We start from the raw sequence: 25,500 nt of genomic DNA, 5'->3' as shown, positions 1-25,500 counted from the left end.
ACTAAAATATCAATCTAATATTTATAGATATTTTGGAGATATTATGAAAAGAGTTTATATAACAGATAAAGTTACAAATCCTGATATAGAAAAAGAGGTTTTAGGGGATGAATTATCACCTGAACTACATGAGGGGATTGAAGTACTATTAGTATGGCATCATAAAATTACAAATGAATATATTGATAAATTGCCAAATCTAAAAGCTTTAGTTAGATATGGGGTAGGTTATGATGTATTTCAAGATTTAGAGTATATCAAATCAAAAGGGATTTATGCTTCAAATACTCCTGATTATGGGACAGATGAAGTAAGTGATACAGCAATTGCGATGATTATGAATATTGCCCGTGGAATTACTAGATATGATTATCAGTGTAGAGAGTATGATGATGGCTCATGGCAAACAAACACATTAAAATATATCAAAAGAACAAGTGATTATAAACTAGGAGTTATTGGAGCAGGGCGAATTGGTGGAAGTGTTTTATTAAAAGCAAATGCTCTAAGATTTCAAACACATTTTTATGACCCATATTTATCAAGTGGTACTGAAAAAATGCTTGGTGCAAAAAGATTTGATAATCTTGATGAGCTTCTTGAAACTTGCGATATCATCTCTATAAATGCACCTTTAAATAAACAAACAAATGCAATGATTGATGAAGAGTTTATTTCTAAAATGAAACCAGGAAGTTCTTTTGTAAACACAGCACGTGGTGCTATTGTTAAAGATTTAGATGTATTTTATGAACCCTTAAAATCTGGACATTTAAATTGTGTTAGTTTAGATGTACTTCCAAGTGAACCACCTCAAAGTTGTAAGATAATTGAAGCTTGGAAGGCAAAAGAAAAATGGCTTGATGGAAGATTTATAATCAATCCCCATTCTGCTTTTTATAGTGATAAAGCATACTTTGAGATGAGACAAAAAGCTGCTTTAAATGTAAAAAGAGTACTAGATGGTAAAAAACCAATAAATATTGTAAATGGATTAGATTAATTATGAATTATAAAGAAAGTTTCAAATCGTCATTAAAAAGTGCGTGGATAGTTTTAAAACTTATTATTCCAATTTATATAATTGCTGATATATTATTTTACTATAACACTTTATCTTATATTAGTTTTTTAATTGAACCATTTACTTCAATAATTGGTTTACCGCCAGAAACATCACTAGCTATTATTAGTGGAATGTTTTTAAATGTTTATGCTTCTGTTGCCTTTGCTGCGCCATTGGATTTAAGTATTCATCAGTGGTCAATTTTGGCTGTATTTGTAGGTATTGCCCATTCTCTTCCTGTTGAGGGAGTGATTATGAAAAAAATTGGAATAGGTAATTTCTATTCATATACCCTTAGGATAATAAGTGCTTTTATAGTTGCTTTTTTTACTTCATTGATGCCTGCAAATTTTTTTAGTGCAAGTTTGACAGATAAAGTATTTGAAAAACAAACATATGAAAATATCGTTGATTTATTGCAAAATTCTATTTTAAATTCAATTGAATTGAGTATCACCGTAATTATTTTAATTACAGTATTGATTTTTTTGATGGATTTTATAAAAAGTAGGAATTTTATTAAACAATCACAAAAAAATGTTAGTAAAGGCTTTTCTATAACCGTTGGTATAATTTTAGGTATTACATATGGAGCTGGAATTTTAATAAAAGAGGTTGAAAGTGGAAATATCTCTAAGGATGATATTTTCTATATAGGTACATTTTTGATGATTTGTCATGCTGTTATTGAGGATACTTTATTGTTTGTAATATTTGGAGCTGATTTTACTATGGTTGTAGTAATTAGAACCATTGCAGCTATTATAATCTCATATATCCTACTACAATGGTATAAAAAAAGGGATAGTAAAAGATTAGATTTTAGAGTAATCTAAAATCTTCTTTACATATCTTTTATCTCTCATCCCAACAAGTATTCTTGTAATATACTCTTTTTGTTCTAAATATTTTAAAGCAACACCATCTATTGGACCATTTATATTTAGTTCTTTTGCAACTTCTTTTGAAATTCTACTTTTTATATTACTTTTGTAGCAGTTTAAAAAGTTGTCAACTAATTGGAAATAAACAGGGTCAAGATTGATATTTTGAACAATATAAGGGATTACTTGGTATTCAATAATATCATCAACATCACCTGCCCACCTATATTCATTTTCTATTTTTAAAATTTGGTCAATAACCTCTTGAAAAGCATCATTATTTATCTCTCTAATTTGTGATAAAAGGGAATCATAGTTTATACACTCTTCATATGAAGCAAGCCTAATCATTTTATCATCTTTCATTGCATTTAAGGGTCTATTAATATGAACTTCTAAACCATTTTCATAGGCCCATTTTGCACACTCTTCCCCCTCATTTTCAAACATATTCATTGGAAGTTGTATTACTTTAAAATGGTGATTATCCCCAGCAATCTCTTTTGCATAATTTATTAAGTGTCTATATTCTAAAAAGTGATAATTGATTCTTTTTTTTGCAAAGGAATTTGAACTAATTCCATAGGCTTTTATTTTTCCCTCTTTAACCTTTGATTCTAAAAAGGCAAAGGCTTTTTTTATTCTTTGTTGCATAATCTCATGGTGTTTTAAAATAGCTTGTTCTGTCATACCAACTTTTATCTCTTTTAATAAGTAGTATTCAGGATTGTGGAGTAAATATACATCTATATAGTCTGTTTTTAATCTCTCTAAACTTCTATTGATTTGATCTTCTAGAAACTCCTCATGTATACTATGAAAACAGCTTTCATCATATCTTACTAAATCTTCAACCTTAAAACCTTCCATAACTCTTTTTAGGTTTTCACCTTGTATATATCCACCTTTTGAAACAATAGTAAAATCTTCTCTATTTCGGTTTTCTATTACTTGACCTATCATAATCTCTGCTTCACCATGCATATAATTTGATGATGTGTCAATATGTGTAATTCCATTATCTAAAGCATAATTTAATGCTTCTTTATGAATTGGATTTTGATAAGTTGTTCTGTAAGTTCCGAATGAATATTTTGAAAGCATGTAATACCTTTGTAATTGAAAAAAAGTATTATATGCAAAAATAATACCGTAAACAATTAAAGGCATGATATTTGCATATGGATTATTAGAATTAAGGAGTCAAGATGTTTTATGTTAAAAAAAAGATTGTTTTTTATGAGAAACCAGGTTGTTTAGGGAATAAAAAACAAAAAGAGCTTCTAAAAGAAAATGGACTTGAACTTGAAGTTAAATCAATACTTGATACAAAATGGGATAAAAAAACTTTAGAGTCATTTTTTATTGGATTGGAAAAACATGAGATTGTAAATGAATCTGCTCCAAAAATAAAAAAAGGTGAGATAGACCTAAATTCAATAACAAAAGAACAATTAATCTATAAAATGATTAGTGATCCAATTTTGATAAAAAGACCTTTGATTATTGCAGGTGAAAGTAACATCTGTGGATTTGATATAGAAAAGTTAAATGAGTCTTTAAATTTAAATATCAGTACTACAAAAAAAATTGGAGTATGTGAAGGTAGTAATGAAACTTGTAACTAGGTGAATCCTTCACTTAATCTATTTTTTGTATAATAAACAGAAAAAAGAGACTTTCTTATGCCTAAACTATTTCAAAAAATCATCATTTTTGGTTCTATTTTTATAATTATTCTTTCTATTATTGATTTGTCATTTCTATGGCTTGCTTTGATATTTGCAATTATAATTGCAGTTGGTGTTTATGATACAAAACAAACTAAACATGCTTTATGGAGAAACTTCCCTGTAATTGGACGTATAAGATGGGTTTTAGAAGAACTTAGACCCCCTATTAGACAATATTTTATTGAATCAGATATAGATGGTGTGCCAATTAATAGACAAGCAAGAAGTGTTGTTTATAGACGTTCAAAAAAACAACAAAGCACTATACCTTTTGGAACAAAAATGGATGTTTATCAAGAGGGTTACGAATGGATAGGGCACTCTTTAAATGCTTTAAAAGCCCATGATTTAGACTTAAGCCCAAGGGTATTAATAGGTGGGAGTGATTGTAAAATCCCATATAATGCATCTATTTTAAACGTTTCTGCTATGAGTTTTGGAGCTTTAAGTGCAAATGCAATTATGGCTTTAGGTCATGGGGCAAAAATTGGAAAATTTGTTTTAAATACAGGTGAGGGTGGATTAAGTAGATATCATCTAACATCAAATTGCGATTTAATATGGCAAATTGGAACTGGGTATTTTGGTTGTAGAGATGAAAATGGAAATTTTCATGAAGAAAAATTTGCAAAAAAAGCTTTAAATGAAAATGTAAAAATGATTGAAATCAAACTTTCACAAGGTGCAAAACCTGGACATGGTGGGATTTTACCAGCAAATAAAAACACCCTTGAGATAGCTGAAGATAGAGATGTTAAACCTCATACTAAAGTTGATTCCCCACCAACTCACAGCACTTTTAATTCAAGCTTAGGACTTTTAAAGTTTATTAAAAGATTAAGAGATTTAAGTGAAGGAAAACCAGTTGGATTTAAACTTTGTGTTGGAAGAAAAGAGGAGTTTATAGATATTTGTAAAGCAATGGTTCAACACAATATTAGACCAGACTTTATAACTGTTGATGGTGGAGAAGGTGGAACAGGGGCTGCTCCTTTGGAATATACAAACTCTGTTGGTATGCCACTTAGAGAGGCTTTGGTTTTTGTAGTTGATTGTTTAAATGGATTTAATTTAAAAGATGAGATAAAAGTTGTTGCTTCTGGAAAGATTTTAAATGGTATGGATATTGCTAAAGTGTTTGCCCTTGGAGCAGATTTAGTAGCAAGTGCTAGAGGAATGATGTTAAGTCTTGGATGTATTCAGGCTTTACAATGTCATAAAAACACTTGTCCAACAGGTGTTGCTACACAAGATATGAGATTATCAAAAGGACTTGTAGTTGAAGATAAAAAACAAAGAGTTGCAAATTTTCATGAAGTAACTTTAGAGAGTTTTATTGAGATTATTGCTTCAGCAGGACTTGATAATCCACACAAACTAAATAGAACACATATTTTTAGAAGATTAGACCAGACTACATATAAAAGATATGATGAATTGTTTCCACCTATGCAAAAAGGTGATTTGTTGAATACTCCATATCCAAAAAGCTTTGAAAGATTTATGTAGCGTTTAAATATCTTAAGGAATATTTCTTGCATTATATTAAACAAATATAAATACAAGGAATAAAAATGGCAAATTTCGTAGAGTTTTTAAAGGAAAATGAATTAGCATGGCAACCATCATTTCAAGGTGTACTAAGTGATGGTACATATGGATATAGAGGAGCTTTGATAGTAGAAGCTGGAAAACAAATCTCTCCTGATAGAAAACTTCCTCCTAAGATTCAAGCAAAACAAGTAATTACTATTCTTGATGATACAATGAAGTTTTTTGCTTGTGAATTAGAAAGTTTTCATGACTTAGCACCACTAGTAGAGAAATATAAAGATTTTTTAGTATCAGGTGGTTTATATCTATTATATGTGACTGATTTAGAAAAAGCTGGTACTTTTGAGTATGAAGGTGTTAAATTTACGGCATTTCCTTTAGATGAAAGCTCTGTTTGGAATGAACTTTTAGAACTAGCAGATTTAGATAAATCAGATATGAAAAGATTAAAAAAACAAGAAGAAAAAATTGAAGCAGTATATGAGGAATTGGTTGGGACTGATGTAGAAGAAACAAGTGCCTCATATGAAGAGATGTTAACTTTTGTAGGGGAAAGCTCAAAACAACTTATGGGTGCAGTTTAATCTCTCTTTCACCATTTTTAGTTTCACTAATTTTTTAGTGAAACTATCTTTTCAATTTATATAAAAGAAAATAAAGTAGCATAATAATAAACTGTCAAAATTGATTTGAAGGATAATTATGACTAAACTTTTTTTAACTGACCTTGACCACACTTTTTTACGTAATGACTTATCTATTAGCTCTTATAGTTTAAACACTTGGAATAATATGTCTAAAAAACATATTATGAGTATTGCTACAGCTAGAAGTTACAAAAAAAGCGAGCAGTTTTTAAAAGGACTTAATACAAACGCACCAATGATTTTATTAGATGGTTCTTTAATAGTATCTCCTGAAAAAAAGATTTTAGATATGAAAATTTTATCCCAAGAGATTGGAAATGAGATTATTGAGTGTGGAAAAAAACTTGGAATCTATCCTGTAGTTTTATCCCTAAAAGATAAAAATCTTAATGAGGCTTTTTTATATCCAAAACAAAGAAATAGTTATACTAATGAGTTGATAAAAAGATATCATATGGATGATAATCTTCAAGAATCTAACAATATAAAAGCAATGAAAGAGAATTTTAAAATAGTTTATTTCTCTACAAAAGAGCAATTACAACAATTACAAGAAAATCTTCATACAGTTTTTAAAGATGAAATTAAATCTATTTTAGCTCCTGAAGCTTATATGGGATGTTATTTTCTAACAATTTTACATAAAGATGCTGATAAAGCCCATGGTTTAAAAACTGTACATGAATTGATGCAAATTGATTATAAAGATTTTACAGTTTTTGGTGACAATTTAAATGATATGGGAATGTTTGAGTTGGCAAAAACTAGTGTTGCTGTTTCAAATGCCCATGAAGAACTAAAAAAAATAGCTACTTATGTTTCATCTTATACAAATGATGAAGATGCAGTAGCTAAATACTTACAAACTATTGGCTAACTCTAAACGTTCTGGGGTACCTATATCACTCCAGATACCTTTATGAAGTTCATAGCTGATTTTATTTTGAGCGTCAAGTTCTTTTAAAAGTGGTCCTAAAGCTTTTTTTTCTATTTTCATATTTTCAAAAATCTTTTTACTGTAATATCCAATGCCACTAAAAGTATAAAAAGAATCTTTATATTTAAAGTCTCCATTTGGATTGTGTTTAGGATTTGGTACTAATATTAGATGAGCTAAAGAGTTATTTAGTTTGAAATTTATATCAAAATCATAATCACACCATATATCACTATTTACAACTAAAAAGGTTTCACTTAAAAGGGGCAGTGATTTAATAATAGCACCTGCTGTTTCTAAAGCACCACTTTGTCTTTCATCACTATATATAATTTTAATTCCCCACTTTGAACCATCACCTAATTTTTCTATAATTTGCTCACCTAAATATGCAATATTTATAATTATTGTTGTAAATCCCTTTGCGATTAACTTTTCAATATGCCACTGTATTAAAGCTTTATCTTTTACTTTTAAAAGTGGTTTTGGAGTGGTATTAGTTAAAGGTTTCATCCTTTCACCTCTGCCAGCTGCAAGTATCAATGCTGTAATATTTGGGGCTGGCATGGTAATTTTACCTTTGATAATATTTCATAAAGTTCATTAAGCTCTGGATATTTTTTTAAACTTTCAAGCACATATTCTAAAGTAAGTGGTAAATCTTTTAAATATCCATTTTTGTTGTCTCTTATATAAAGTCTTGCAAAAATACCTAAAACTTTTATATGTCTTTGTAATCCCATAAAATCAAACCATTGTAAAAACTCTTCATCGCTTATTTTAAGTCTCTTTTGTTCTTTGAAATAAAGTGCCAATTTTTCAATATCTTTTGGATTAAATTTTATATATAAATCTTTTAGTAAGGATACTAAATCATATACAATAGAACCATTCATAGCATCTTGATAATCTATTATTCCAAGTGGTTCACAAAACATAATATTTCGTGAATGAAAATCTCTATGTACAAATACTCCTTGAGGGTGAGAAAGCACTTTTTTTGCTATTAAATCAATACTTTTTTCAATAACCTCAATCTCTTCTTTATTTAGATTTTTTTGTAAATATTTATTTAAAAACCACTCTTTCATTAAATTCATCTCTTGTTTTAAAAAAGCTTCATCATATAAAGGTAAATCTTTTGCATCAATTTTTTGCATAGTAATAATTTCATCTATGCATTTTTTGTAAACTGTTTTAAAGTTATCCTTGTTTAATTTATCAAGTAGATTTAAAGAGCCTAAATCTTCTAAAATCAGAAAACCTTTTTCATAATCTTCAAAAACGATTTTTGGAGCATGGGAATTTACACTTAATAAAAGATTCGTTACTTTAATAAAAGGTTTTAAAGATGATTTTTCTAAAGATGAATCCATTAAAATAAAACTCTTATTTTTATCTTTTAATCTAAAGTATCTTCTAAAACTAGCATCACTAGAAGCAACTTCAATGGTAAAATTTTCATAGGAAGTATCTTTTAAAAACTCTTTAATCTTTTCCATGAATTGCTCCTAAAATAGTTGGTTTTGATGAACCTGTAATTGCTGACAAATCAATAGCTTGGTGATTGATTCTTTTAAAAGCTAACCATGCAAAGGCAATTGCTTCTAAGAAGTTACTATCTATTCCAAGTTCATCACTTTTTATTACTTTTATTTTATTTAGTCTATTTGAAAGTTTTTCCATTAAATATTTATTTTGGGCACCACCACCACATACAATTAATCTTTTTATCTCTTTTGTTTTTAATGCTTCAATTATAGGAATACTAACAAATTCTAAAAGTGTTGCTTGTATATCAACTGCATTTATAGAAGAAAAGTTTTTTAGTTTATCTTCTAACCATGAAGCATTAAAATACTCTCTGCCTGTACTTTTAGGGGGAAGTTTTTTAAAATAAGGGTCATCTAGTAGTACTCTTAAAAGTTCTTCATTTACTTTTCCACTTTTAGCCCATACACCATCTTTATCAAAAGGGGTTTTTTGATTTTTTTGTATCCAGTAATCACTTAATATATTTGCAACGCCAATATCAAAACCTAAATATTCCTTTGTCAAAATAGTGATGTTTGCAATTCCACCAAGATTTAATACTGCTGTTTGTTTATCATCAAATAAAGATTTATGAAAAGCAGGAGTTAAAGGTGCACCTTGACCATTATTTGCTATATCCCCACTTCTAAAATCATTTACTACATCAATTTGAAGTTTTTTTGCCACAAATGAACCATCTCCTAATTGCATTGAAAAAGGGTAGGGCTTATTTGGAGAATGCCAGATAGTTTGTCCATGTAGACCAATAGCTATAATTTTTTCAGCTTTAACTTCAAACTCTTTCAAAAAATTTTTTATTGCATTTGTATACATAAGAGCTAATTTATGATTTAACGTACCTAAAAACTCTAAAGTTATAGGATTTGAAATGGTTTTTAAAACATCTTCTTTAATCTGTTTATCAAAGGGATACTCTTTTGTTTGTAAAGTTTGTATACTATTTTCATCTATTTTACATAAAGCTATATCTATGCCATCAAGACTAGTTCCACTCATAACTCCAATATAAAGTTTAGTATATAAATCATTTTTTACCAAGTTGCATTACTCCAAATGAAAGTGTTGTTCCAATTACTAATTGCCAAGCAAAACCAATATTTAGTCCAAAAGTATATCCTTGCATACAAAAAACACTTGCAAACCCAATAAATAGAGAATAAGGGATTAATTTAGCATTTCCTCTATTTGTAAAAAGGGCACTTGCAAAAACTCCAAGTAACCCACTATATGCATATGCCATAACTCCAAGGGCAAAACTAATAAGTGGAATTGAAGAGTTACTATGTATTATAAAACTAAGAATAGCCATTAACGAAAGTAAGAAAGCAAATATTAAAACAAAAGTTTTTGCAGTTTTTACAAAATGGGTTTCATCAATATTCTTTTTATGTTTAATTTTATATGGCTTATATATATCCTCAATGGCAACACTACTCATTGCTCCTAAAACAGAGTTTGTACTACTAAGTGCTGCAGCAATAGCTCCAATAGTTACAAAACCTTTTAGTCCATTTGGCATCTCATTTAAAATATAATACATAAAAATAGTGATACTCTCCCCTGCAAATTTTTGACTTATTGTATGCTCTTGATAATATAAAAATAGAAGTAATCCAATACTTAAAAATAGGATTGATACAGGGATACTTAAAAGGGTTGCTCCATAAAGTGAAAATCCTGCTTGTTTTTTATCTTTACAAGATAAAACCCTTTGGGCTAAATCCTGGTCAAGACCAAAGGCTGCTATATTTAAAAGCATATAACCTGTTAAAAGAGAAAAGATATTAAATTTACCCTCATTGGTAAAACTTAATTCAAAATCGATATATTTTAATTTTTGAGCTTCACTTAGAGTTTGGAAAATTTGGCTAAAATCCATAGCTAATGATAAATATAGATAAATAACTACAGCTATTCCTGCTCCTAAATAAACTATTATTTGAAGTATATCGCTAATGATTACAGATTTAATCCCACCAAAATAAGTAAAAATTAGTGCACCAAGGGTAAGTAATATTACAGAAAAGCTAACATGAACTAAACTAATATCATAAAAAAGTATCATACTTAAAGCTAGTGCTGCCATATAAAGTCTTGCCCCACTTGCAAATAATCTTCCTACTAAAAACATTATTCCAACATCACGTCTACTATTCCCTCCAAATCTTTCTTGAAGCAGTTCATAAACACTTATTGCTTTCATCTCATAAAGTTTTGGAATTAATACTTTAACAACAATATATATTGCTAATAAAGATGTAATAGAGTATCCAAGTAAGGTTAAATCATATCTATAAGAAAACTCAGGAGCACCTAAAAAAGTTGCCGCTGATTGAGCTGTTGCTAGAAGTGATAGGGCAACAGGTAAAGCAGCAAAAGAGTTTTTAGCTGTAAAAAACTCCCTAGATGAGTTTATGTTTTTGTTTGAGAGATAAGAGGCTAAAAAAAGTAAAATTATTAAATAAGCAATAAATATAAACCAATCAATAAATGAAAAACCAGCTTGCATTATATACCTTCAAGTAATCTATTTATTCTATGGTTAGCTTCTTTGATTCTATCAATTGAGATTTTTTTGTTTTGAACTAAATGCATCATCATATCTATTGTTTCATCTGTATCATCATTGCTTAATTGATTACAGTACATGAGAATATCAGCTCCTGAGTTAATAGCTAATTCAATAGTCTCTTCTTTTTTATAGTGTTTTTTTATTGCTAACATTTGTAAATCATCAGTTACTAAAACACCATTAAACCCAAGTTCTTTTCTTAGAAGTTGTGTATTAGTTTTGAAAGATAAAGTTGCTGGATAATTTTCATCTATTTTTCCATTATAAACATGAGCACTCATAATCATCTTTGTTTTATGTAAAAGTTTTTTGTATGGAATTAGTTCTATCTCATCCCAAGTTTTAGTTATATCAACAAAACCTTCATGGCTGTCACCCTTTGCACTACCATGACCAGGAAAATGTTTAAGTACAGAAATTATTTGATTTTTACTTAAAGCATCCATAAAAATTTGGGCATATTTAACCACTTGTTCACTATCTTCACCATAAGCTCTATCTAAACCATAAATTATTTTAGATTCTTTGTTTATTCCTAAATCTACTAGGGGAGCAAAATTGCAGTTTATACCAAGGTTTTTAAGTTGAAAGCTAAGATTTTCATACTCTTTTTTTGCATCTTTTTCTTCTAAAGAGGCAATCTCCTTTGCACTAAGAGTTATGTTAAAACCTTTTTCTTCTTTTAATCTAGCAACTTTTCCACCCTCCTGGTCTATACAAATTATTAAAGGGCTTTCACTAATAGATTGAAGTGATTTATTTAGTTTTTTTACTTGTTGGGGTGATTGTATATTTTTAGATTTTGTTTTGTCATCAATATAATGATCAAAAAGTATTACACCACCTAAACCATTTTGTATATTTGTAATTAATTTTTTATTATTGAGAATATCTTTACCATCAAATCCAATAATAAGCATTTTGTATAAAAGTTGTTTTAAATTTTCCATATTACTTAGAAGTATAGCTAAGATTAGCAAAATACAAAGGTGTATTTTTGTTATAATACAAAATGCAAAAAGAGTTAATAACAGAGTTCGGATATAAAAGATTCGTAAAAGAGTTTAAGCAATTAGCTGAGGTTGAAAAACCATATTGGGTAAAAGAAAAAGAGATAGCTGCACAACATGGTGATAGAAGTGAAAATGCAGAATATATTTCAGCCAAAGAGATGATTAGAAACCTTGATAAAAGACTTAGGTTTTTAGAAAAAATTATAAATAATTCAACTGTAGTTGAAACATCAAAAATACCCCACGAAAAAGTAAATTTTGGTTCAGAAGTTAAAGTTTTAGATTTAGATAAGGAAGAGGAAAAAACTTTTATAATTGTAGGTACTTTTGAAACAAATCCAAATGAATATAAAATATCAAACAAATCCCCATTAGGTAAGGTTTTACTTGGAAAAGAACTTGGTGAAGAATTTGAGTTTACAATAAACAACCAAGTTTTTGAGTATGAAATTATTGATATAAAAAGATATGAATTTGATTAATCCATATCTTTTAAAAATGTAGCTTTACTTAAAATACTTAGTTCTTCATTTATATTAAAAAGTTTACTTTTAATACCTTCAATTCCAAAACTTGCTAATCTTTTAGTATGTTTATCTAAATATCTATTTGCATCATCAGTATTATTAAATACATATATACCACCAGCTTCTTTTTGCTCCTCGTTTTCAGTCCAAAGTTTAAATACAAGTCCATTTTCATTTGCAATATCTTTTGCAAGTTCTTTCATCGCTTCATACATTTCATTTTTAAATGGTCCATTATATGGGAAGTCCAACTGTAAAAGGTATTTCATGTTATTATTCTCCTGTTAATTTTTTTGATATTAACAAAAAAAATAAATTTTGTCAACTAGGTTTACAATGTCAATATGTTTTTTATCTTTAGAAACAAGTAAAATTTTTAATGATTTAATTGTTAAAAAACTCCAAGATGAGGGATTTGAGGATTTAACAAACTCTTTAATCACTATTTTCCCTTATATAGTAGAATTTGAAAATATCTCAATTAGTAATCTATCTTTAAAACTTGGATATACCAGACAGGCTATGCATAAAAATTTAAAAAGGCTTGAACAATCTAACTATATTTGTTTTGAATCTTCTGATAATAAGAAAGAAAAGATTGTAAAACTTACAAAAAAAGGTGAAGAACTTATTGAAGTTGCCAATAAATATATTCAAGAAATTCAAGAAGAAATCGCTACTAAACTAGGGTTTAAAGAGCTAAATCAATTTATTAAATCTCAAGAAATTATATTTGAGATATTAAATTCAAAGGTAAAAAATTAGTGGATTTAGAGACTCTTAAAAATATTATTGAAAAAAATTTAGAAGATAAGTGTTGTGAAATGAAAAGAGTTTTTCATGGACGAGGAAATTTTTATGATGGATTTAACTTTTTAACAGTTGATTCCATTGATAAGATTCTCTTTACATCTTTTTTTGAGAAAGTTGATGAAGAAAAAGAGATTATTGATTTTTTAGAAAAAATTGCAATAGAGTTTGATTTTAAGACATTTATTGTTCAAAGAAGATATGAAGAGAAAGCTCCCAGTGATATTATTTTTGGTGAAGTAAAAAGTGAAGAGGTAGCTATTGAAAATGGTTTGAAATATTCAATAAATTTTTCAAACAAAAATATTGGAATTTTTCCTGATATGAAAATAGGGCGAGAATTTGTTAAAGAGAATTCAAAAGAAAAAAACGTCCTTAATCTTTTTTCATATACTTGTGCTTTTTCTGTTTGTGCCATTGAAGGTGGTGCAAAACAAGTGGTAAATGTTGATATGAGTAAAGGGGCTTTAAGTATAGGAAGAAAAAATCATCATTTAAATAATCATGATACAAAAAAAGTTAAATTTATGCCTTATAATATTTTAAAGTCTTGGAGCAGAATTAAAAAAGAAGCACCCTATGATTTAATTATAATCGACCCACCATCTTTTCAAAAAGGAAGTTTTGCTGCAACTAAAGATTATGAAAAGATAATTAAAAGATTAGATGATTTAGCTAGTAAAGAGTGTATAGTTTTATCTTGTTTGAATGCTCCAGAATTAGATACAAACTTTATATTGAATCTGTTTAGTGAAAATGCACCAAGTTTTAAATATCTTAAAAAATTGCAAAATATGGAAACCTTTAAAACAAATAATGAAGATAAAAGTTTAAAAAATTTGATATTTGAAAAATAAATCTCAATAAATGAAACTAATATACAATTAATCTATAACTTTCATAATAAAAAGTAAAAACTTTCTTAGATATAATCCTTAGGTTTAAAATTTTATTATTAGGATTACATATGCAAAGTAATAGTGGTATCATTGCAAAATATGCAAATGGTAACTTAGTTCTACAAATTTTTGTAGGTATTATATTGGGTGTTGTCGTGGCCATGGTTTCAAAGGATTTGGCCATGTCATTTTCTATTTTAGGTACATTATTTGTTGGTGCATTAAAAGCAATTGCTCCAATTTTGGTTTTTGTTTTAGTTGCAACTGCAATAGCAACTAAAGAAGTGGGTGTTCAAACAGGCATGAAACCTATTGTTATTCTTTATTTAATTGGTACATTTTTGGCTGCATTAATTGCAGTTCTTGCTAGTTATTTTTTCCCTGTTGAACTTGTTCTTATTGAGGCTTCACAAAAGGCTTTAACTCCTCCTGACAGTGTTATTGATGTTTTAAAAACTGTTTTATTTAATATGGTTGATAATCCAGTAAATGCCTTACAAACAGGTAATTTTATAGGTATTTTAGTTTGGGCAATTGCTATTGGTTTTGCAATGCACTATAGTGCAGAAGAAACAAAAAAAGTATTTTTTGATATCTCTACAGGAATTACAAAAATTGTTAAATTTATTATTAAACTAGCACCATTTGGAATCTTTGGTCTTGTTGCAAATACTTTTGCTCAAACAGGTTTTGCAGCTTTATTAAGTTATTCAAAACTATTACTTGTACTTGTTGGTACTATGTTATTTATTGCTTTGATTGTTAATCCTATAATTGTATTTATTAAAACTAAATCTAATCCATATCCTCTTGTATTTACTTGTTTAAGAGAAAGTGGAATTACTGCATTTTTCACAAGAAGTAGTGCAGCAAATATACCTGTTAATCTTGATCTTTGTAAAAAACTAAATTTAAATGAAGATACATATTCTATTTCAATTCCATTGGGAGCAACTACAAATATGGCAGGGGCTGCTGTTACTATTACTGTTTTAACATTGGCAACAGTTCATACTTTAGGTATGAGTGTAGATATAGGGACTGCATTACTACTTTCAGTTATATCAGCTCTTGCTGCTTGTGGTGCTTCAGGTGTTGCAGGGGGTTCATTACTTCTAATTCCTTTAGCTTGTTCATTATTTGGAATATCAAATGATATTGCACTACAAGTTGTTGCAATTGGTTTTGTTATTGGGGTTGTACAAGATTCAATGGAAACCGCACTTAACTCTTCAACAGATGTACTTTTTACTGCTGCATGTCATCAAAAGAACTAAGCTTAGGCTTAGTTCTTACTAATTCCCTTCTTTTAGCTTTTTAATAAAAAATATAGATAAAATCTTTTTTCATTTTACTTATGGGGAATAAATTAATGATTGAAAAAAATAGATGGCTAATGGCACTTGCTGCTGTTGGTGTACATATTTGTATTGGTTCTGTATATGCATGGAGTGTGTATGTAAAACCAATACAAGAACAGATGCAATGGAACTTAACTGATGTAACTATTGCTTTTAGTGTTGCAATTTTCTTTTTAGGATTATCTGCCGCACTTATGGGAAAATTTGTAGAAAAAAATGGACCTAGGGTATCAGCATTAATTGCTGCTTCATTATTTGGGTTAGGTACTATGGGTTCTGGGCTTGCAATCTTAATGGAATCAAAACTACTTTTATATTTCTTTTATGGAGTATTAGGGGGATGTGGTTTAGGTATTGGTTATATTTCGCCAGTTTCAACTTTAGTAAAGTGGTTCCCTGATAAAAGAGGAATGGCTACTGGTTTAGCAATTATGGGATTTGGTTTTGCATCGGCTATTTGGGGTCCTACAATTAAAATTTTAATTGAAAAAGTTGGAATTTCAAATACTTTTTTCATTTTGGGTGCCATTTATTTTGTAGTTATGTTTTTATCTGCACTTTATTTGCAAAAACCAGAAGAGGATTTTATGCCAGAAAAATTTAAAAAGAAAATTGAATCTGGTAAGAAAAAGCTAAAAAAAGATTTAGCAAATTTAACGGTTAATGAAGCTATTAAGACTCCAAGGTTTTATGGTTTATGGTTGATGTTATTTATAAATGTGACTTGTGGTATTGCAATTATTGGAGTTGCTTCTCCTTTACTTCAAGAAGTAGTTGGTATCTCAGCAATCGCAGCAGCCGCGGCAGTTGGTTTAATGGGTATATTTAATGGTGCAGGGAGAATCTTTTGGGCTTCATTATCTGACCTTTTAACAAGACCAGTTGTTTATATAATATTTTTTGCAACACAAGCGGTTGCTTTTTATATGTTACCTTCAATCACTGAAATTGTTGTTTTTCAAGTGATTTTATATTTTATTATGAGTTGTTATGGTGGAGGTTTTGCTTCAATTCCAGCTTATATTGGTGATATTTTTGGAACAAAAGAATTAGGTGCTATCCATGGGTATATCTTAACAGCATGGGCAGCTGCAGGATTAGTTGGTCCATTAATCATCTCAATTGTAAAAGATATAACAGGAAGCTATTCTCAAACATTATATGTATTTTCAGGATTTTTCCTAATAGCTTTAGTTATTTCAATTTTGATGTTATCAAATATCAAAAAAATCAAAAAAGAAAAGGGAATATAAAATTTTATATATTTCTTACATCAATAAAAGAGCCTGATTCAAACTCATCAGCTCTTTTTACAACTTCGTCTAATCTAGCAGCTGCATCAAGTGGCTGTTGGATTTCTCCCTCTTTTAAAACCTTTGCCGAGGTAAAAATATTATCATCTACATCAAATCTAATAACATCAGTCATTGGTGTTTCAATAACCCCTGGAGCAACTGCAAGAATTTTTGTATCTAACATCTCTTTTGAATAAAGTGAAAGTAACATATTTAAACTAGCTTTTGAAAGTGAATATGCTCCCCAGCCTTTAGACCCTTTAACTGACGCTCCTGATGATATCCCAATTATTGTATTTATTTGCATAGGGCTTAATATATCAAGAAGTTCTTTATTTGCAAAAACATTTAAATCTAAAACCTCTTTTATTTCATCACATGATAAATCTTTTAAGATTTTAATTCCACCTAACATTCCAGCATTTAAATAAACCACTTCAAACTCTTTTACCTGTGATAAAAATGCAGTTAGTTCTTGATTTATAAGTTCAATTTTTGATAAATCATATTTTTTAAAAATAAAATTTTTATCTTCTATATTTGGTTTAGTTCTACTAATTCCATAAACAATATACTCTTTATCTAAATAATAGTTTGTTAATGCAAGTCCAAGTCCTGAACTACAACCTGTGATTAATATATTTTTTTTCATCTATTTTAACTCCCATTTGTATCTATTATCATCTTTTATACTACTAAAAAAAAGTTCACCTGAATCTCTCCAAGCATCAAATATAATAGCATTTTCAAATTTAATATCATCTCTTGTCAAAATTAAGGCAGTATGTTCAAAATATTCACCTCTTTTTGCAATAACTTTTTTAAAGTTTATAGTTTTAAAGTTCTTACTTTTAAGAAAACTTAATAAATCATTAGCATAATGATAACAAAGTCCCCTTTGTTTTAAACCTAAGTTGATTAAGGTATTGTGTATTAAAGCAGGGGTTTGAACCTCATATTCAAAGGCTAATTTTTTCGAGAAGAAAATAACCTCTTGTGAAAACTTTTTAGCCTCTTGTTTATCTATATCTTCAGATAAAGATATAACTTTAGAATAGAGTTTAGAAACATTATTCTCTTTTTGTTCTAAAACCTCATTTTTTATAATTTGTTTTGTACCACAAGCTGTAAAAGTAAAAACTATAATAATTAAAACTACGATATGTTTCATATAATCCATTTTCTTTTTATTTTAAATAATTATATTTTTATTTATTTAAATTCACTTTACAAACTTGATGAGTTTAGATATAATCCCCAAAATTAAAGGTTTTGAAAGAAAGTTAAGTGATTTGCAGCAGTTAAAAATATCAAATGAAATAAAAAATTTAGACACAACAAAAATTAAAGAACATCTATTCTTCTATAAATATGATTCAAGAAATGTAAAACCCCTATTAAAATCAGAAAATAAAGAGATACCTTTAGAGGATATTGCCACTTATAATAGTTTTAAAGGTGAAGTTTTTGAAAACATCATATATGAACTACTTTTGGAATATGCCTTACATAATGATTTTATTACAAAGTTTGTTTTAAAAGGCCCTCACCAAAATAGAATAGATAAATTTTATAAAACAGGTTTGATGATTGACAAAAAACTACAAATTGCCTATAAATCAAATTATAAAGATATAAGTGAATTTGATGCACTTTTTTTTACTAATGATGCACTTTATTTTGTAGAGATGAGTACTTCAAAAAAAACAGTAAGTTTAAATAAAAGACTAGAAAAAAAATATGCCTTATTAAAGGTTTTATTTCCTAAGTTTCATATTAGAGCTTTAATAATATTAACACAAGGTACAGTTGGATTAAAAAGGTTTCCTCAATATTGTACTATTTGGATTACAAAAGATTTAAATGATGATGAACTTCTAAAACAACTTGTTTTTAATAGAAAAAAACGTAATTTTAAAACACCATATACCCATGAAAAATTTATAGAAGCATATACAATAAGACATTCAAAATTTATATATTTTCAAACTTTAGAGTGGATATTTAAAAAAAGTAGAGAAAAAGGTTTTGTGGATTTAAACTTTTTTAAATCAAAAAAACTCTCTTTATATTTTGGTATTTATACAAAACTTTATATAGGTTTTTTAGATATTGATGAGTTTTTAAAGCTTGTACCTTCATATTCAGATTATATTTTAAATGTATTTGTAACTATTGAAAAAATAAATACAAAAGATTTTGATTTAGTTTTTTATGTAAAAAACCAAAATGGAAAACTAAAAAGAGTTAGAATAACCACTAAAGAAACCTCTATAAAAGATAAAGAGTTAGATGGTTTTACAAATGCTGAAGTTAGATTTATGAAGTATCTTGTAAAACCTGAGTATTTTTTAGAGTTAGATTATATAAAACAATTAAAAGAGAGTTTAAAAAGTTTTAAACCTCTTTCTTAATTTTCATAAATATGTTTTATTTGCATCTTATCATAGTTGTAAATATCATCCCTAAATTGGATATTCCCCTCTTCATCAATCCAAGAGGTTAAATAAACTATATGAACAGGAATTTTGTTTTTTAAATCTAAGTCTTTTTTCTCTATATCATTCAAAATCTCTTGTGCCTCTTCATATTTAAAAGTTTTATCTTCATCTGCAATTACTTTTAATAATTCATGTGGCTTTGAAACTCTAATACATCCATGGGAAAAAGCTCTTGAGGATTTTTTAAATAAAGATTTTGCTGGTGTATCATGAAGATATACCGAATATTTATTTGGAAATAAAAATTTCATTCTTCCTAAAGGATTTTTTTCTCCTGGGATTTGAATAAATCTCATTGGGGCAGATTCACTAGTACCAATTAATTCATTGTCTAAATACATACTCCAATCCACAGCAGATACATCATATTCCATTGATTTATGATCCCAGTTTTCAAAAGCTTTAATCTCATTTTCAACTAAATACATAGAGTCTTCTACAAGTTTTGGGATTATTTCACGCCTTACAATTCTTTGAGGTATTCTCCAATAAGGGTTTAAAACTACAGTTGATATTTTATGGCTAAAGATTGGAGTAGGGTGTTCTCTTTCTCCAACAACTACAGCCATATCTAAAATCTTTTCAGAGTTATTATACATTTTTAGTTGAAAATCAGGGATATTAACAATTATGTATTTTTCTCCAAGGTTTCTTGGTAGCCATCTCATTCTTTCAAGATTTAATCTAATGGTTTTTATTCTATCATCTATTGATAGATTTAACCATTTAATTGTATTTTTACCAACAATTCCATCATCAAATAGTCCATGTCTTTTTTGAAATTTTTTAACTGCTTCAAAAACTGAATTATCAAAATACTCATAGCAACTTTTTAATTTTTTGTTTTCATCAATTTTATCTTCTATTTGACAATCTACATTTGCTAAGTCACCACTTTGATAAAGCCTTTGTCTTAAATGATAAATTTGTGAATAATAATTGTCTTTTTTTAGGGAGTATTTAATTTCTGGAATTTTTACAAAACCACCATTTCTTTTAATCTCTTCGTATTTATTAATAGTATTTGATAACTCTTTTACTTTAGGGAAAGTGTAGTTTGTTTTATCAATTGCTAAAGAGATATCATCATTTTCAACAGCTTTATAAAGAAGTTTTCTATAATTAGTAAAAACTTTATATCTCTGCCATTTTGCAATTATCTCTTCCTCTTCTTCAAGTTTTGCTAGGTCTTCTTCAAACTTCTCCCAATCAATAATACCATTTGATAGGTGTCTCATATAAATATGATAAGTAGAAATCATCATAAAATCTAATTTTACTAACTCTTTTGCATCAAGAGTTTTTTGATTAATTAGATTAATTTGTTTCTCAATTGAATCAATATCAAAAAATTTAGAGATAAAAGGTTTTAAAACTTCATCTTTTTTAATAATTGTAAGAAGTTCAAAGGTTATATTTTTTATCCCTTTATCAGATATAAAAAATGGATTATAATTATGATTTTTGTAATACTTTTTTGTTAATCTATAACTTAGCTTAGAAGGATTTTTTGTTTTTAATAATTTTTTTATTTCTGTTTCTATTTCTTTTTTAAAAAAATCATTTTCTAGTGGTGTAAAGCTTTTATTTTGTTGATTCTCTTCAAAAACATATTGTTCATTAGTTGTATAACTTGAGGTGTTTGCATATGTATAAATTGTTGTAAATAATAAAAAATAAAAAAATCTAATCATTAATGTTTCCCCTAATCGCAAATATTATAGTGAAAAAAAACTAAAATAAAATATAGAAATAAAATTAAAGATAAAACTAAATATTATATAAATAAAGATTATCTTATAAGCTAATTTTAAGAAATGTAATAGTAAAGTTAGATAATATATAATAAGGAGTTTGAAATGGATGCAATTAGTTTAAATGTTGATAATCAGTTAAATAGTACATTTCAAGCTGAAAAAGCAAAAGCTTATGAAAAAGTGGCTGAACACAATAAGGTTCAAAATCCTTTAGAAGGCCATAAGATATATGACCCCGCAAATAATGAAAGTAAAATTCATAATTCTGCAGTTAATGTTTCAATTTCAATGGAAAGCTTGAAAGTATTTTTAAACATAAAAAGTGTTGAATACTCTCAAGGAAATACTTCAGCTCAAAGTTCATTAATGAACATTATCAATAATGAAGATGTCTATAACTTTTTATCTGGAAAAGAGATTGATGGAGGTTTTTCCTTAAAATCTATTGGTTATGATGGTAAACCTATTACTGAATTATCTGCAGATGAAGCAAAACAATTAGTTTCTGATGAAGGTTTTTTTGGTATTTCAGAAACATCAAAAAGAGTTAGTTCTTTTGTTATAAATCTAGCAGGAGATAATGTAGAAGCATTACAAGAAGCAAGAAGAGGTGTTATTCAAGGTTTTGAAGAGGCTGAAAAGATGTGGGGTGAAACATTACCTGAAATTTCATATCAAACACAAAAAGAGACCTTAACAATAATAGATGAAAAAATCGAAGAGCTTTTAAAAACAGATTCACAAAAAGAATTAGAATCTCAATCTACAGCAGAAATAGAAGAATAATTTTTATTTCTGCTTCTATATTCAAAAATCCCCTACAAACTTACATTTAAAAATGTTAAAATTATAAATATTAACATTAGGAAAACAAATTGATTGATGCAACATCTATGAGACGGGAATATAGAAAAAAAGGTCTTGATGAAAAAGATTTAAATCCCGATCCAATGGTACAATTTGAGTTATGGTTCCAACAAGCTCTTGATGCAAAACTTACTGAACCTAACGCTTTTGCCCTTGCAACAGTTGGAAATAATAAAATTCCAAGTGTAAGAACTGTTTTAATGAAGATTTTTGATAAAAATGGTTTTGTCTTTTTCTCTAATTATAAATCAAAAAAAGCGGTTGATATTGAAGAAAATCCTTATGCGGGAATGTTATTCCCTTGGCTAGAATTAGATAGACAAGTTAAAATAGAAGGAAGTATAGAAAAAATTTCTACAAAAGAGTCTTTAAAATATTTTTTATCTAGACCTAAAGGTAGTCAAATTGGTGCTTGGGTTTCCCATCAAAGTGAAGTTATTAGTTCTAGGTCTTTACTTGAAGCAAAATTTAATGAGATAAAAAACAAATTTATAAAAGGTGAAATACCATTCCCTGATTTTTGGGGAGGATATATTGTAAAACCATTTAAAATTGAGTTTTGGCAAGGTGGAGAGAATAGATTACATGATAGATTTGTTTATACTTTACAAGATGATAATACTTGGAAATGTGAGAGATTAGCACCATAAGAATTTATTTCTTATGGCCACTTAATCCTTTTCTTTCAACTAATTCATCGAAATTTTTTCCACCTACATTATAGGCTTCTCCAAAGCCAAATACAGCTTCGCCGTCAAAAACTTCAAATTCATAAAATGAAAAATCTTTCATAGACTTTAACATTTTCATAGTAGAACCATGTTTCTCTTCAAAAATATTTACAAGTTCTTCAAAACTTTCAGTATCTCTTTGAAGTTTTTTTGAATTACATTGTAAAACTACTCTTTTTCTACCAAAAATATTTTCACAACTAATTTCATCTTCAACAAAAAATAATGCAACTTTTTTATGTAAATCAAGATTTTGGGTATGTTTAGCCATTGAACTAATATAAACATAGTATTTTCCATCTTTAATAATAAAAGGAGCATAACTTGTAAAAGGATTTCCTTTTTCATCAATGGTTGATAAAACACAACTTTTAAATGAACTGATAAACTCTTTTAACATTTTAAACCTCTTCCCATAAAAGTGAAATTGATACATTATAAATATCTTTTCTTCTTAATTTTACTTTTTCTTCTTCTATTTCATAGTTATTGAAGTTAAACGCTTCTTTTATTTTTTCAATTTCTATTTTAAGTTTTTGATTTAAAGAAGAAATTTCATTTGAAACCTCTTCTATTTCTGATTCAACAAATTTTACATCTTTTCTTTCTTTTAATACTTTTGAAGCATTTTTAATACCACTTGCTGCCCTTCCAATATTTGTTCTATTTGATGAAGATTTACCAAAAAATGCACCTAAAATAGAAGAACCAATTGATATTAAGGTATCAGTTGTTTTTGCTGTTGCTTGGTCTTTTTCTCTTTCAAGTTTTACATATAAATCATTTAATTTATTTTCTAATCTTTTTTCATCTCTTTGAAATTTTATTTGAAGTTTTTCTACTTCTTCATCAATATTTTCATTTAATCTATCTTGGATTCTAATTTTAAAATCTTCTAATGATTCATTTTGTTTTGATAGTAATTTTAATGGCTTATTCTTATAAAGAATTAAAACATTATTTTTATAGATTCTATTAGTAAAATCTTTGTGGATTTCTTTTAAATCTCTTATGTTTAACATAAAATTTGGAAGATTATAGTAAGAAGAGTTTATCTTTTCATTTCTAGTAAACTCTTTTTCTTTTAGTAATTCATTGTCATCCCAGTTTACTTCTAAATTTGTTTCATCTAAATAAATTTTTTCAATGATCTGTTTTTTTAAATCAATATCTTTAGCTGCACTATAAAAATTTATTTCTGAAGAAGCTAAAAGATAAGGTTGCATTTGGTATGAATCACTTTGTGATTTATATAAGTATAATTCTTCTAATTCATTTGGAACTATTGGTTTTATGTTATTATTAGAATTATCAAGGTTTCTTCTTAAAGATTTTTTATCATCAGTTTCTTCTTTATTTTTTATTAATGTTTTTTTGATTTTTTCAGACATCAATTGTTTTATATCTTCTTTAGATATAGGACCCTTTAAATATGACAAAACCCATCTTGTTTTAAAAACTTTTACTGTATCTTCATGAATATTTTTCATTATAAAATTTCTTTTTTCAAGTTTAGATAATAAATCAAAAAGCTCTTTTTTATCTAGGTTTGAATTGGCTCCTGTTGTTAACCCATCAATAACTTTTTCTTTATCTTGTTTTGTTTGTAATCTACCAATAAACCAGGTTCCAATATTTGATAAACCTTTGTAATCTAAATCAACTGGATTTTGTGTTGATAAAATAACTCCTACACCAAAAGATCTGGCTTGTTTTAAAAGTGTTAACATTGGTTGTTTTGTAGGAGGGTTCTTTGATGGTGGAAAGTATCCGAAAATCTCATCCATATAAAGTAAAGCTTTTAATGAACTTGTTCCCTCTTGTCTTCTCATCCAAGCTACCATTTGATTTAATAAAAGAGATACAAAGAACATCCTCTGAGAATCATTTAAATGGGAAATAGAAAAAATTGATACTTTTGCTTTTCCATTTTCGTCATATAACATTTTAGATATATCTAGAGGCTCACCTTCAATCCATGTTTTAAATGATGGGTTTGCAATAATTGAATTTAGTTTTAATGCGAATTTTAATCTATCTTCAGAAGCAAAAAAAGTGTATAAGTCAAATATTCCTACTTTTTTAAAAGGAGGACTTACAATATTTGAGATGAGTTCTTCTAAACTTAAATCTTTTCCTTGATAGTAGTAGTCCATAAAAATTGAAGATAATAAAATATGCTCCTTTGAAGAGCTGCTTTCTTTTATTTCAACTAAAGAAAGTAATGAAGAAACAGTTGAATTAACTAATTGATTTAAAATATCTGCGTCATCTAAAATTTCTTTTGATGGGGCTTTAAAAGATGCTAAGACAGATACAGGAACTCCTGAGGTACTTCCTGGAGTATAAATCGTAAAATCTGCACTATTTTTTAATTTCTCTATTCTATCTTTATTTTGAAAATCATTGAGAAGACCATTTTCCCATAAAGAAGCCGTCTTTTGTGCTAGTTCAGTAACACTCATAGAGCTATTAATAGCATCTTGTTCTTCAATCCAGGGCTCAAAGTCTTTTGCTCTCAATTTGGGAAATGTTAATAATAAATTGCCCATATCACCTTTTGGATCAATAATTATAGAAGGAATATTATCAATAGCTGCTTCTTCAAGTAATGAAATACCAAGTCCTGTTTTCCCACTTCCTGTCATACCAATAATTGCTGCATGTGTTGTGAGTTGTTTATTTTTATAAACTAATGGGATTAATCTTTCATCTACTTTTTCTTTTCCTATATAAAAAAGTTTAAGGTTTTCATAATTAAATGTGCTACTCATAATAAGCCTTTAAAAGTT

Annotated in this window: 26 protein-coding genes; 14 read left to right on the top strand and 12 right to left on the bottom strand. The window is 27.7% G+C overall.

Annotation, left to right across the window (positions count from 1 at the left end; genetic code table 11):
- The first annotated feature begins 43 nt into the window (after window positions 1-43).
- Together FDK22_RS09635 and FDK22_RS09630 are read left to right on the top strand one after the other, a co-directional pair.
- Entirely contained in the window at window positions 44-1,003 is a 960-nt protein-coding gene (locus tag FDK22_RS09635; RefSeq protein WP_138152719.1) for a C-terminal binding protein, read from the top strand.
- 2 nt (window positions 1,004-1,005) lie between these two features.
- Window positions 1,006-1,902, top strand: a complete 897-nt coding sequence (locus FDK22_RS09630) for a nucleoside recognition protein (protein WP_138152718.1) — start codon at window positions 1,006-1,008, stop codon at window positions 1,900-1,902.
- Here FDK22_RS09630 and FDK22_RS09625 read toward each other — a convergent pair.
- Window positions 1,882-3,054: an aldo/keto reductase gene (locus tag FDK22_RS09625; RefSeq protein ID WP_171012961.1), complete on the bottom strand. Its 1,173-nt coding sequence runs from the start codon at window positions 3,052-3,054 to the stop codon at window positions 1,882-1,884. The two genes, FDK22_RS09630 and FDK22_RS09625, sit on opposite strands and share 21 nt — an antisense overlap.
- Before the next feature lie 104 nt (window positions 3,055-3,158).
- On the opposite strand from FDK22_RS09625, the gene FDK22_RS09620 reads away from it, so the two are divergent.
- The 4 genes from FDK22_RS09620 (at window position 3,159) to FDK22_RS09605 (ending at window position 6,761) form a co-directional block, all read left to right on the top strand.
- Window positions 3,159-3,578 carry an ArsC/Spx/MgsR family protein gene (locus FDK22_RS09620; RefSeq protein WP_138152716.1) on the top strand — a complete coding sequence of 140 codons (420 nt, stop codon included), beginning with the start codon at window positions 3,159-3,161 and terminating at the stop codon, window positions 3,576-3,578.
- 57 nt (window positions 3,579-3,635) lie between these two features.
- Complete coding sequence (locus FDK22_RS09615; RefSeq protein ID WP_138152715.1) at window positions 3,636-5,192, top strand: FMN-binding glutamate synthase family protein; 1,557 nt, start codon at window positions 3,636-3,638, stop codon at window positions 5,190-5,192.
- A 65-nt stretch (window positions 5,193-5,257) separates the two neighbouring features.
- Window positions 5,258-5,821, top strand: coding sequence for a hypothetical protein (locus tag FDK22_RS09610; RefSeq protein WP_138152714.1), 564 nt, complete (start codon window positions 5,258-5,260; stop codon window positions 5,819-5,821).
- A 118-nt stretch (window positions 5,822-5,939) separates the two neighbouring features.
- Complete coding sequence (locus tag FDK22_RS09605; RefSeq protein ID WP_138152713.1) at window positions 5,940-6,761, top strand: Cof-type HAD-IIB family hydrolase; 822 nt, start codon at window positions 5,940-5,942, stop codon at window positions 6,759-6,761.
- On the opposite strand, the gene murU is transcribed toward FDK22_RS09605, so the two are convergent.
- From murU to FDK22_RS09580, 5 genes are read right to left on the bottom strand one after another with little or no spacing between them, the layout of a single operon-like run.
- Window positions 6,744-7,388, bottom strand: a complete 645-nt coding sequence (gene murU / locus FDK22_RS09600; protein WP_228711691.1) for an N-acetylmuramate alpha-1-phosphate uridylyltransferase MurU — start codon at window positions 7,386-7,388, stop codon at window positions 6,744-6,746. The two genes, FDK22_RS09605 and murU, sit on opposite strands and share 18 nt — an antisense overlap.
- Window positions 7,361-8,323 carry an aminoglycoside phosphotransferase family protein gene (locus tag FDK22_RS09595; RefSeq protein WP_138152712.1) on the bottom strand — a complete coding sequence of 321 codons (963 nt, stop codon included), beginning with the start codon at window positions 8,321-8,323 and terminating at the stop codon, window positions 7,361-7,363. The genes murU and FDK22_RS09595 overlap by 28 nt, the downstream gene beginning before the upstream one ends.
- Window positions 8,310-9,413: an anhydro-N-acetylmuramic acid kinase gene (locus FDK22_RS09590; protein ID WP_228711690.1), complete on the bottom strand. Its 1,104-nt coding sequence runs from the start codon at window positions 9,411-9,413 to the stop codon at window positions 8,310-8,312. The genes FDK22_RS09595 and FDK22_RS09590 overlap by 14 nt, the downstream gene beginning before the upstream one ends.
- Complete coding sequence (locus tag FDK22_RS09585; protein ID WP_138152711.1) at window positions 9,400-10,884, bottom strand: sodium:solute symporter family transporter; 1,485 nt, start codon at window positions 10,882-10,884, stop codon at window positions 9,400-9,402. The genes FDK22_RS09590 and FDK22_RS09585 overlap by 14 nt, the downstream gene beginning before the upstream one ends.
- Window positions 10,884-11,897 (bottom strand): glycoside hydrolase family 3 N-terminal domain-containing protein, encoded by a 1,014-nt coding sequence (locus FDK22_RS09580; protein ID WP_138152710.1) that lies wholly within the window; start codon window positions 11,895-11,897, stop codon window positions 10,884-10,886. The genes FDK22_RS09585 and FDK22_RS09580 overlap by 1 nt, the downstream gene beginning before the upstream one ends.
- A gap of 62 nt (window positions 11,898-11,959) precedes the next feature.
- Here FDK22_RS09580 and FDK22_RS09575 point away from each other — a divergent pair, with 62 nt between their 5' ends.
- On the top strand, window positions 11,960-12,442 hold the full coding sequence (locus tag FDK22_RS09575; protein ID WP_138152709.1) for a GreA/GreB family elongation factor: 483 nt from the start codon (window positions 11,960-11,962) through the stop codon (window positions 12,440-12,442).
- Here the strand turns inward: FDK22_RS09575 and FDK22_RS09570 are convergent.
- The gene (locus tag FDK22_RS09570; RefSeq protein WP_138152708.1) at window positions 12,439-12,756 is read right to left on the bottom strand and encodes a monooxygenase; all 318 of its coding nucleotides are present in this window, start codon (window positions 12,754-12,756) and stop codon (window positions 12,439-12,441) included. The genes FDK22_RS09575 and FDK22_RS09570 overlap by 4 nt on opposite strands.
- A 67-nt stretch (window positions 12,757-12,823) precedes the next feature.
- Here FDK22_RS09570 and FDK22_RS09565 point away from each other — a divergent pair, with 67 nt between their 5' ends.
- From FDK22_RS09565 to FDK22_RS09550, 4 genes are all read left to right on the top strand, one after another.
- Complete coding sequence (locus FDK22_RS09565) at window positions 12,824-13,252, top strand: MarR family winged helix-turn-helix transcriptional regulator (RefSeq protein ID WP_138152707.1); 429 nt, start codon at window positions 12,824-12,826, stop codon at window positions 13,250-13,252.
- Window positions 13,252-14,154, top strand: a complete 903-nt coding sequence (locus tag FDK22_RS09560) for a class I SAM-dependent methyltransferase (RefSeq protein WP_138152706.1) — start codon at window positions 13,252-13,254, stop codon at window positions 14,152-14,154. Before FDK22_RS09565 ends, FDK22_RS09560 begins: the two co-directional genes overlap by 1 nt.
- 110 nt (window positions 14,155-14,264) lie before the next feature.
- A complete protein-coding gene (gene sstT, locus FDK22_RS09555) occupies window positions 14,265-15,473 on the top strand; it encodes a serine/threonine transporter SstT (protein WP_138152705.1) in 1,209 nt (402 codons plus the stop codon).
- A 95-nt stretch (window positions 15,474-15,568) separates the two neighbouring features.
- Window positions 15,569-16,810, top strand: a complete 1,242-nt coding sequence (locus tag FDK22_RS09550) for an L-lactate MFS transporter (RefSeq protein ID WP_138152704.1) — start codon at window positions 15,569-15,571, stop codon at window positions 16,808-16,810.
- Window positions 16,811-16,814: 4 nt separating this feature from the next.
- Here the strand turns inward: FDK22_RS09550 and FDK22_RS09545 are convergent, their stop codons facing one another.
- Window positions 16,815-17,504 (bottom strand): SDR family NAD(P)-dependent oxidoreductase, encoded by a 690-nt coding sequence (locus tag FDK22_RS09545; protein ID WP_138152703.1) that lies wholly within the window; start codon window positions 17,502-17,504, stop codon window positions 16,815-16,817.
- The gene (locus FDK22_RS09540) at window positions 17,505-18,023 is read right to left on the bottom strand and encodes a hypothetical protein (RefSeq protein ID WP_138152702.1); all 519 of its coding nucleotides are present in this window, start codon (window positions 18,021-18,023) and stop codon (window positions 17,505-17,507) included.
- Window positions 18,024-18,144: 121 nt separating this feature from the next.
- On the opposite strand from FDK22_RS09540, the gene FDK22_RS09535 reads away from it, so the two are divergent.
- Window positions 18,145-19,266, top strand: coding sequence for a hypothetical protein (locus tag FDK22_RS09535; RefSeq protein ID WP_228711689.1), 1,122 nt, complete (start codon window positions 18,145-18,147; stop codon window positions 19,264-19,266).
- Here FDK22_RS09535 and FDK22_RS09530 read toward each other — a convergent pair.
- Window positions 19,263-21,047 (bottom strand): L,D-transpeptidase family protein, encoded by a 1,785-nt coding sequence (locus FDK22_RS09530; protein ID WP_138152700.1) that lies wholly within the window; start codon window positions 21,045-21,047, stop codon window positions 19,263-19,265. The genes FDK22_RS09535 and FDK22_RS09530 overlap by 4 nt on opposite strands.
- Before the next feature lie 165 nt (window positions 21,048-21,212).
- Between FDK22_RS09530 and FDK22_RS09525 the strand changes: the two genes are divergently transcribed.
- Window positions 21,213-21,896, top strand: coding sequence for a hypothetical protein (locus FDK22_RS09525; RefSeq protein WP_138152699.1), 684 nt, complete (start codon window positions 21,213-21,215; stop codon window positions 21,894-21,896).
- Between the two features lie 89 nt (window positions 21,897-21,985).
- A complete protein-coding gene (gene pdxH, locus FDK22_RS09520; RefSeq protein ID WP_228711688.1) occupies window positions 21,986-22,627 on the top strand; it encodes a pyridoxamine 5'-phosphate oxidase in 642 nt (213 codons plus the stop codon).
- 4 nt (window positions 22,628-22,631) lie between these two features.
- Here the strand turns inward: pdxH and FDK22_RS09515 are convergent, their stop codons facing one another.
- A complete protein-coding gene (locus tag FDK22_RS09515; RefSeq protein ID WP_138152698.1) occupies window positions 22,632-23,108 on the bottom strand; it encodes a HugZ family pyridoxamine 5'-phosphate oxidase in 477 nt (158 codons plus the stop codon).
- Between the two features lies 1 nt (window position 23,109).
- Complete coding sequence (locus FDK22_RS09510) at window positions 23,110-25,482, bottom strand: ATP-binding protein (RefSeq protein WP_138152697.1); 2,373 nt, start codon at window positions 25,480-25,482, stop codon at window positions 23,110-23,112.
- Between the last annotated feature and the right edge of the window lie 18 nt (window positions 25,483-25,500).

This window comes from Arcobacter arenosus (genome assembly GCF_005771535.1).
Lineage (GTDB): Bacteria > Campylobacterota > Campylobacteria > Campylobacterales > Arcobacteraceae > Halarcobacter > Halarcobacter arenosus.
This window is presented reverse-complemented; position numbering and strand designations above follow the sequence as displayed.

Excerpts from the sequence above, each read along its gene's own strand:
- FDK22_RS09635 (WP_138152719.1), top strand. The coding sequence starts at position 44 with ATGAAAAGAGTTTATATAACAGATAAAGTTACAAATCCTGATATAGAA.
- FDK22_RS09630 (WP_138152718.1), top strand. The coding sequence starts at position 1,006 with ATGAATTATAAAGAAAGTTTCAAATCGTCATTAAAAAGTGCGTGGATA.
- FDK22_RS09625 (WP_171012961.1), bottom strand. The coding sequence starts at position 3,054 with ATGCTTTCAAAATATTCATTCGGAACTTACAGAACAACTTATCAAAAT.
- FDK22_RS09620 (WP_138152716.1), top strand. The coding sequence starts at position 3,159 with ATGTTTTATGTTAAAAAAAAGATTGTTTTTTATGAGAAACCAGGTTGT.
- FDK22_RS09615 (WP_138152715.1), top strand. The coding sequence starts at position 3,636 with ATGCCTAAACTATTTCAAAAAATCATCATTTTTGGTTCTATTTTTATA.
- FDK22_RS09610 (WP_138152714.1), top strand. The coding sequence starts at position 5,258 with ATGGCAAATTTCGTAGAGTTTTTAAAGGAAAATGAATTAGCATGGCAA.
- FDK22_RS09605 (WP_138152713.1), top strand. The coding sequence starts at position 5,940 with ATGACTAAACTTTTTTTAACTGACCTTGACCACACTTTTTTACGTAAT.
- murU (WP_228711691.1), bottom strand. The coding sequence starts at position 7,388 with ATGCCAGCCCCAAATATTACAGCATTGATACTTGCAGCTGGCAGAGGT.
- FDK22_RS09595 (WP_138152712.1), bottom strand. The coding sequence starts at position 8,323 with ATGGAAAAGATTAAAGAGTTTTTAAAAGATACTTCCTATGAAAATTTT.
- FDK22_RS09585 (WP_138152711.1), bottom strand. The coding sequence starts at position 10,884 with ATGCAAGCTGGTTTTTCATTTATTGATTGGTTTATATTTATTGCTTAT.
- FDK22_RS09580 (WP_138152710.1), bottom strand. The coding sequence starts at position 11,897 with ATGGAAAATTTAAAACAACTTTTATACAAAATGCTTATTATTGGATTT.
- FDK22_RS09575 (WP_138152709.1), top strand. The coding sequence starts at position 11,960 with ATGCAAAAAGAGTTAATAACAGAGTTCGGATATAAAAGATTCGTAAAA.
- FDK22_RS09570 (WP_138152708.1), bottom strand. The coding sequence starts at position 12,756 with ATGAAATACCTTTTACAGTTGGACTTCCCATATAATGGACCATTTAAA.
- FDK22_RS09565 (WP_138152707.1), top strand. The coding sequence starts at position 12,824 with ATGTCAATATGTTTTTTATCTTTAGAAACAAGTAAAATTTTTAATGAT.
- sstT (WP_138152705.1), top strand. The coding sequence starts at position 14,265 with ATGCAAAGTAATAGTGGTATCATTGCAAAATATGCAAATGGTAACTTA.
- FDK22_RS09550 (WP_138152704.1), top strand. The coding sequence starts at position 15,569 with ATGATTGAAAAAAATAGATGGCTAATGGCACTTGCTGCTGTTGGTGTA.
- FDK22_RS09545 (WP_138152703.1), bottom strand. The coding sequence starts at position 17,504 with ATGAAAAAAAATATATTAATCACAGGTTGTAGTTCAGGACTTGGACTT.
- FDK22_RS09540 (WP_138152702.1), bottom strand. The coding sequence starts at position 18,023 with ATGAAACATATCGTAGTTTTAATTATTATAGTTTTTACTTTTACAGCT.
- FDK22_RS09530 (WP_138152700.1), bottom strand. The coding sequence starts at position 21,047 with ATGATTAGATTTTTTTATTTTTTATTATTTACAACAATTTATACATAT.
- FDK22_RS09525 (WP_138152699.1), top strand. The coding sequence starts at position 21,213 with ATGGATGCAATTAGTTTAAATGTTGATAATCAGTTAAATAGTACATTT.
- FDK22_RS09515 (WP_138152698.1), bottom strand. The coding sequence starts at position 23,108 with ATGTTAAAAGAGTTTATCAGTTCATTTAAAAGTTGTGTTTTATCAACC.
- FDK22_RS09510 (WP_138152697.1), bottom strand. The coding sequence starts at position 25,482 with ATGAGTAGCACATTTAATTATGAAAACCTTAAACTTTTTTATATAGGA.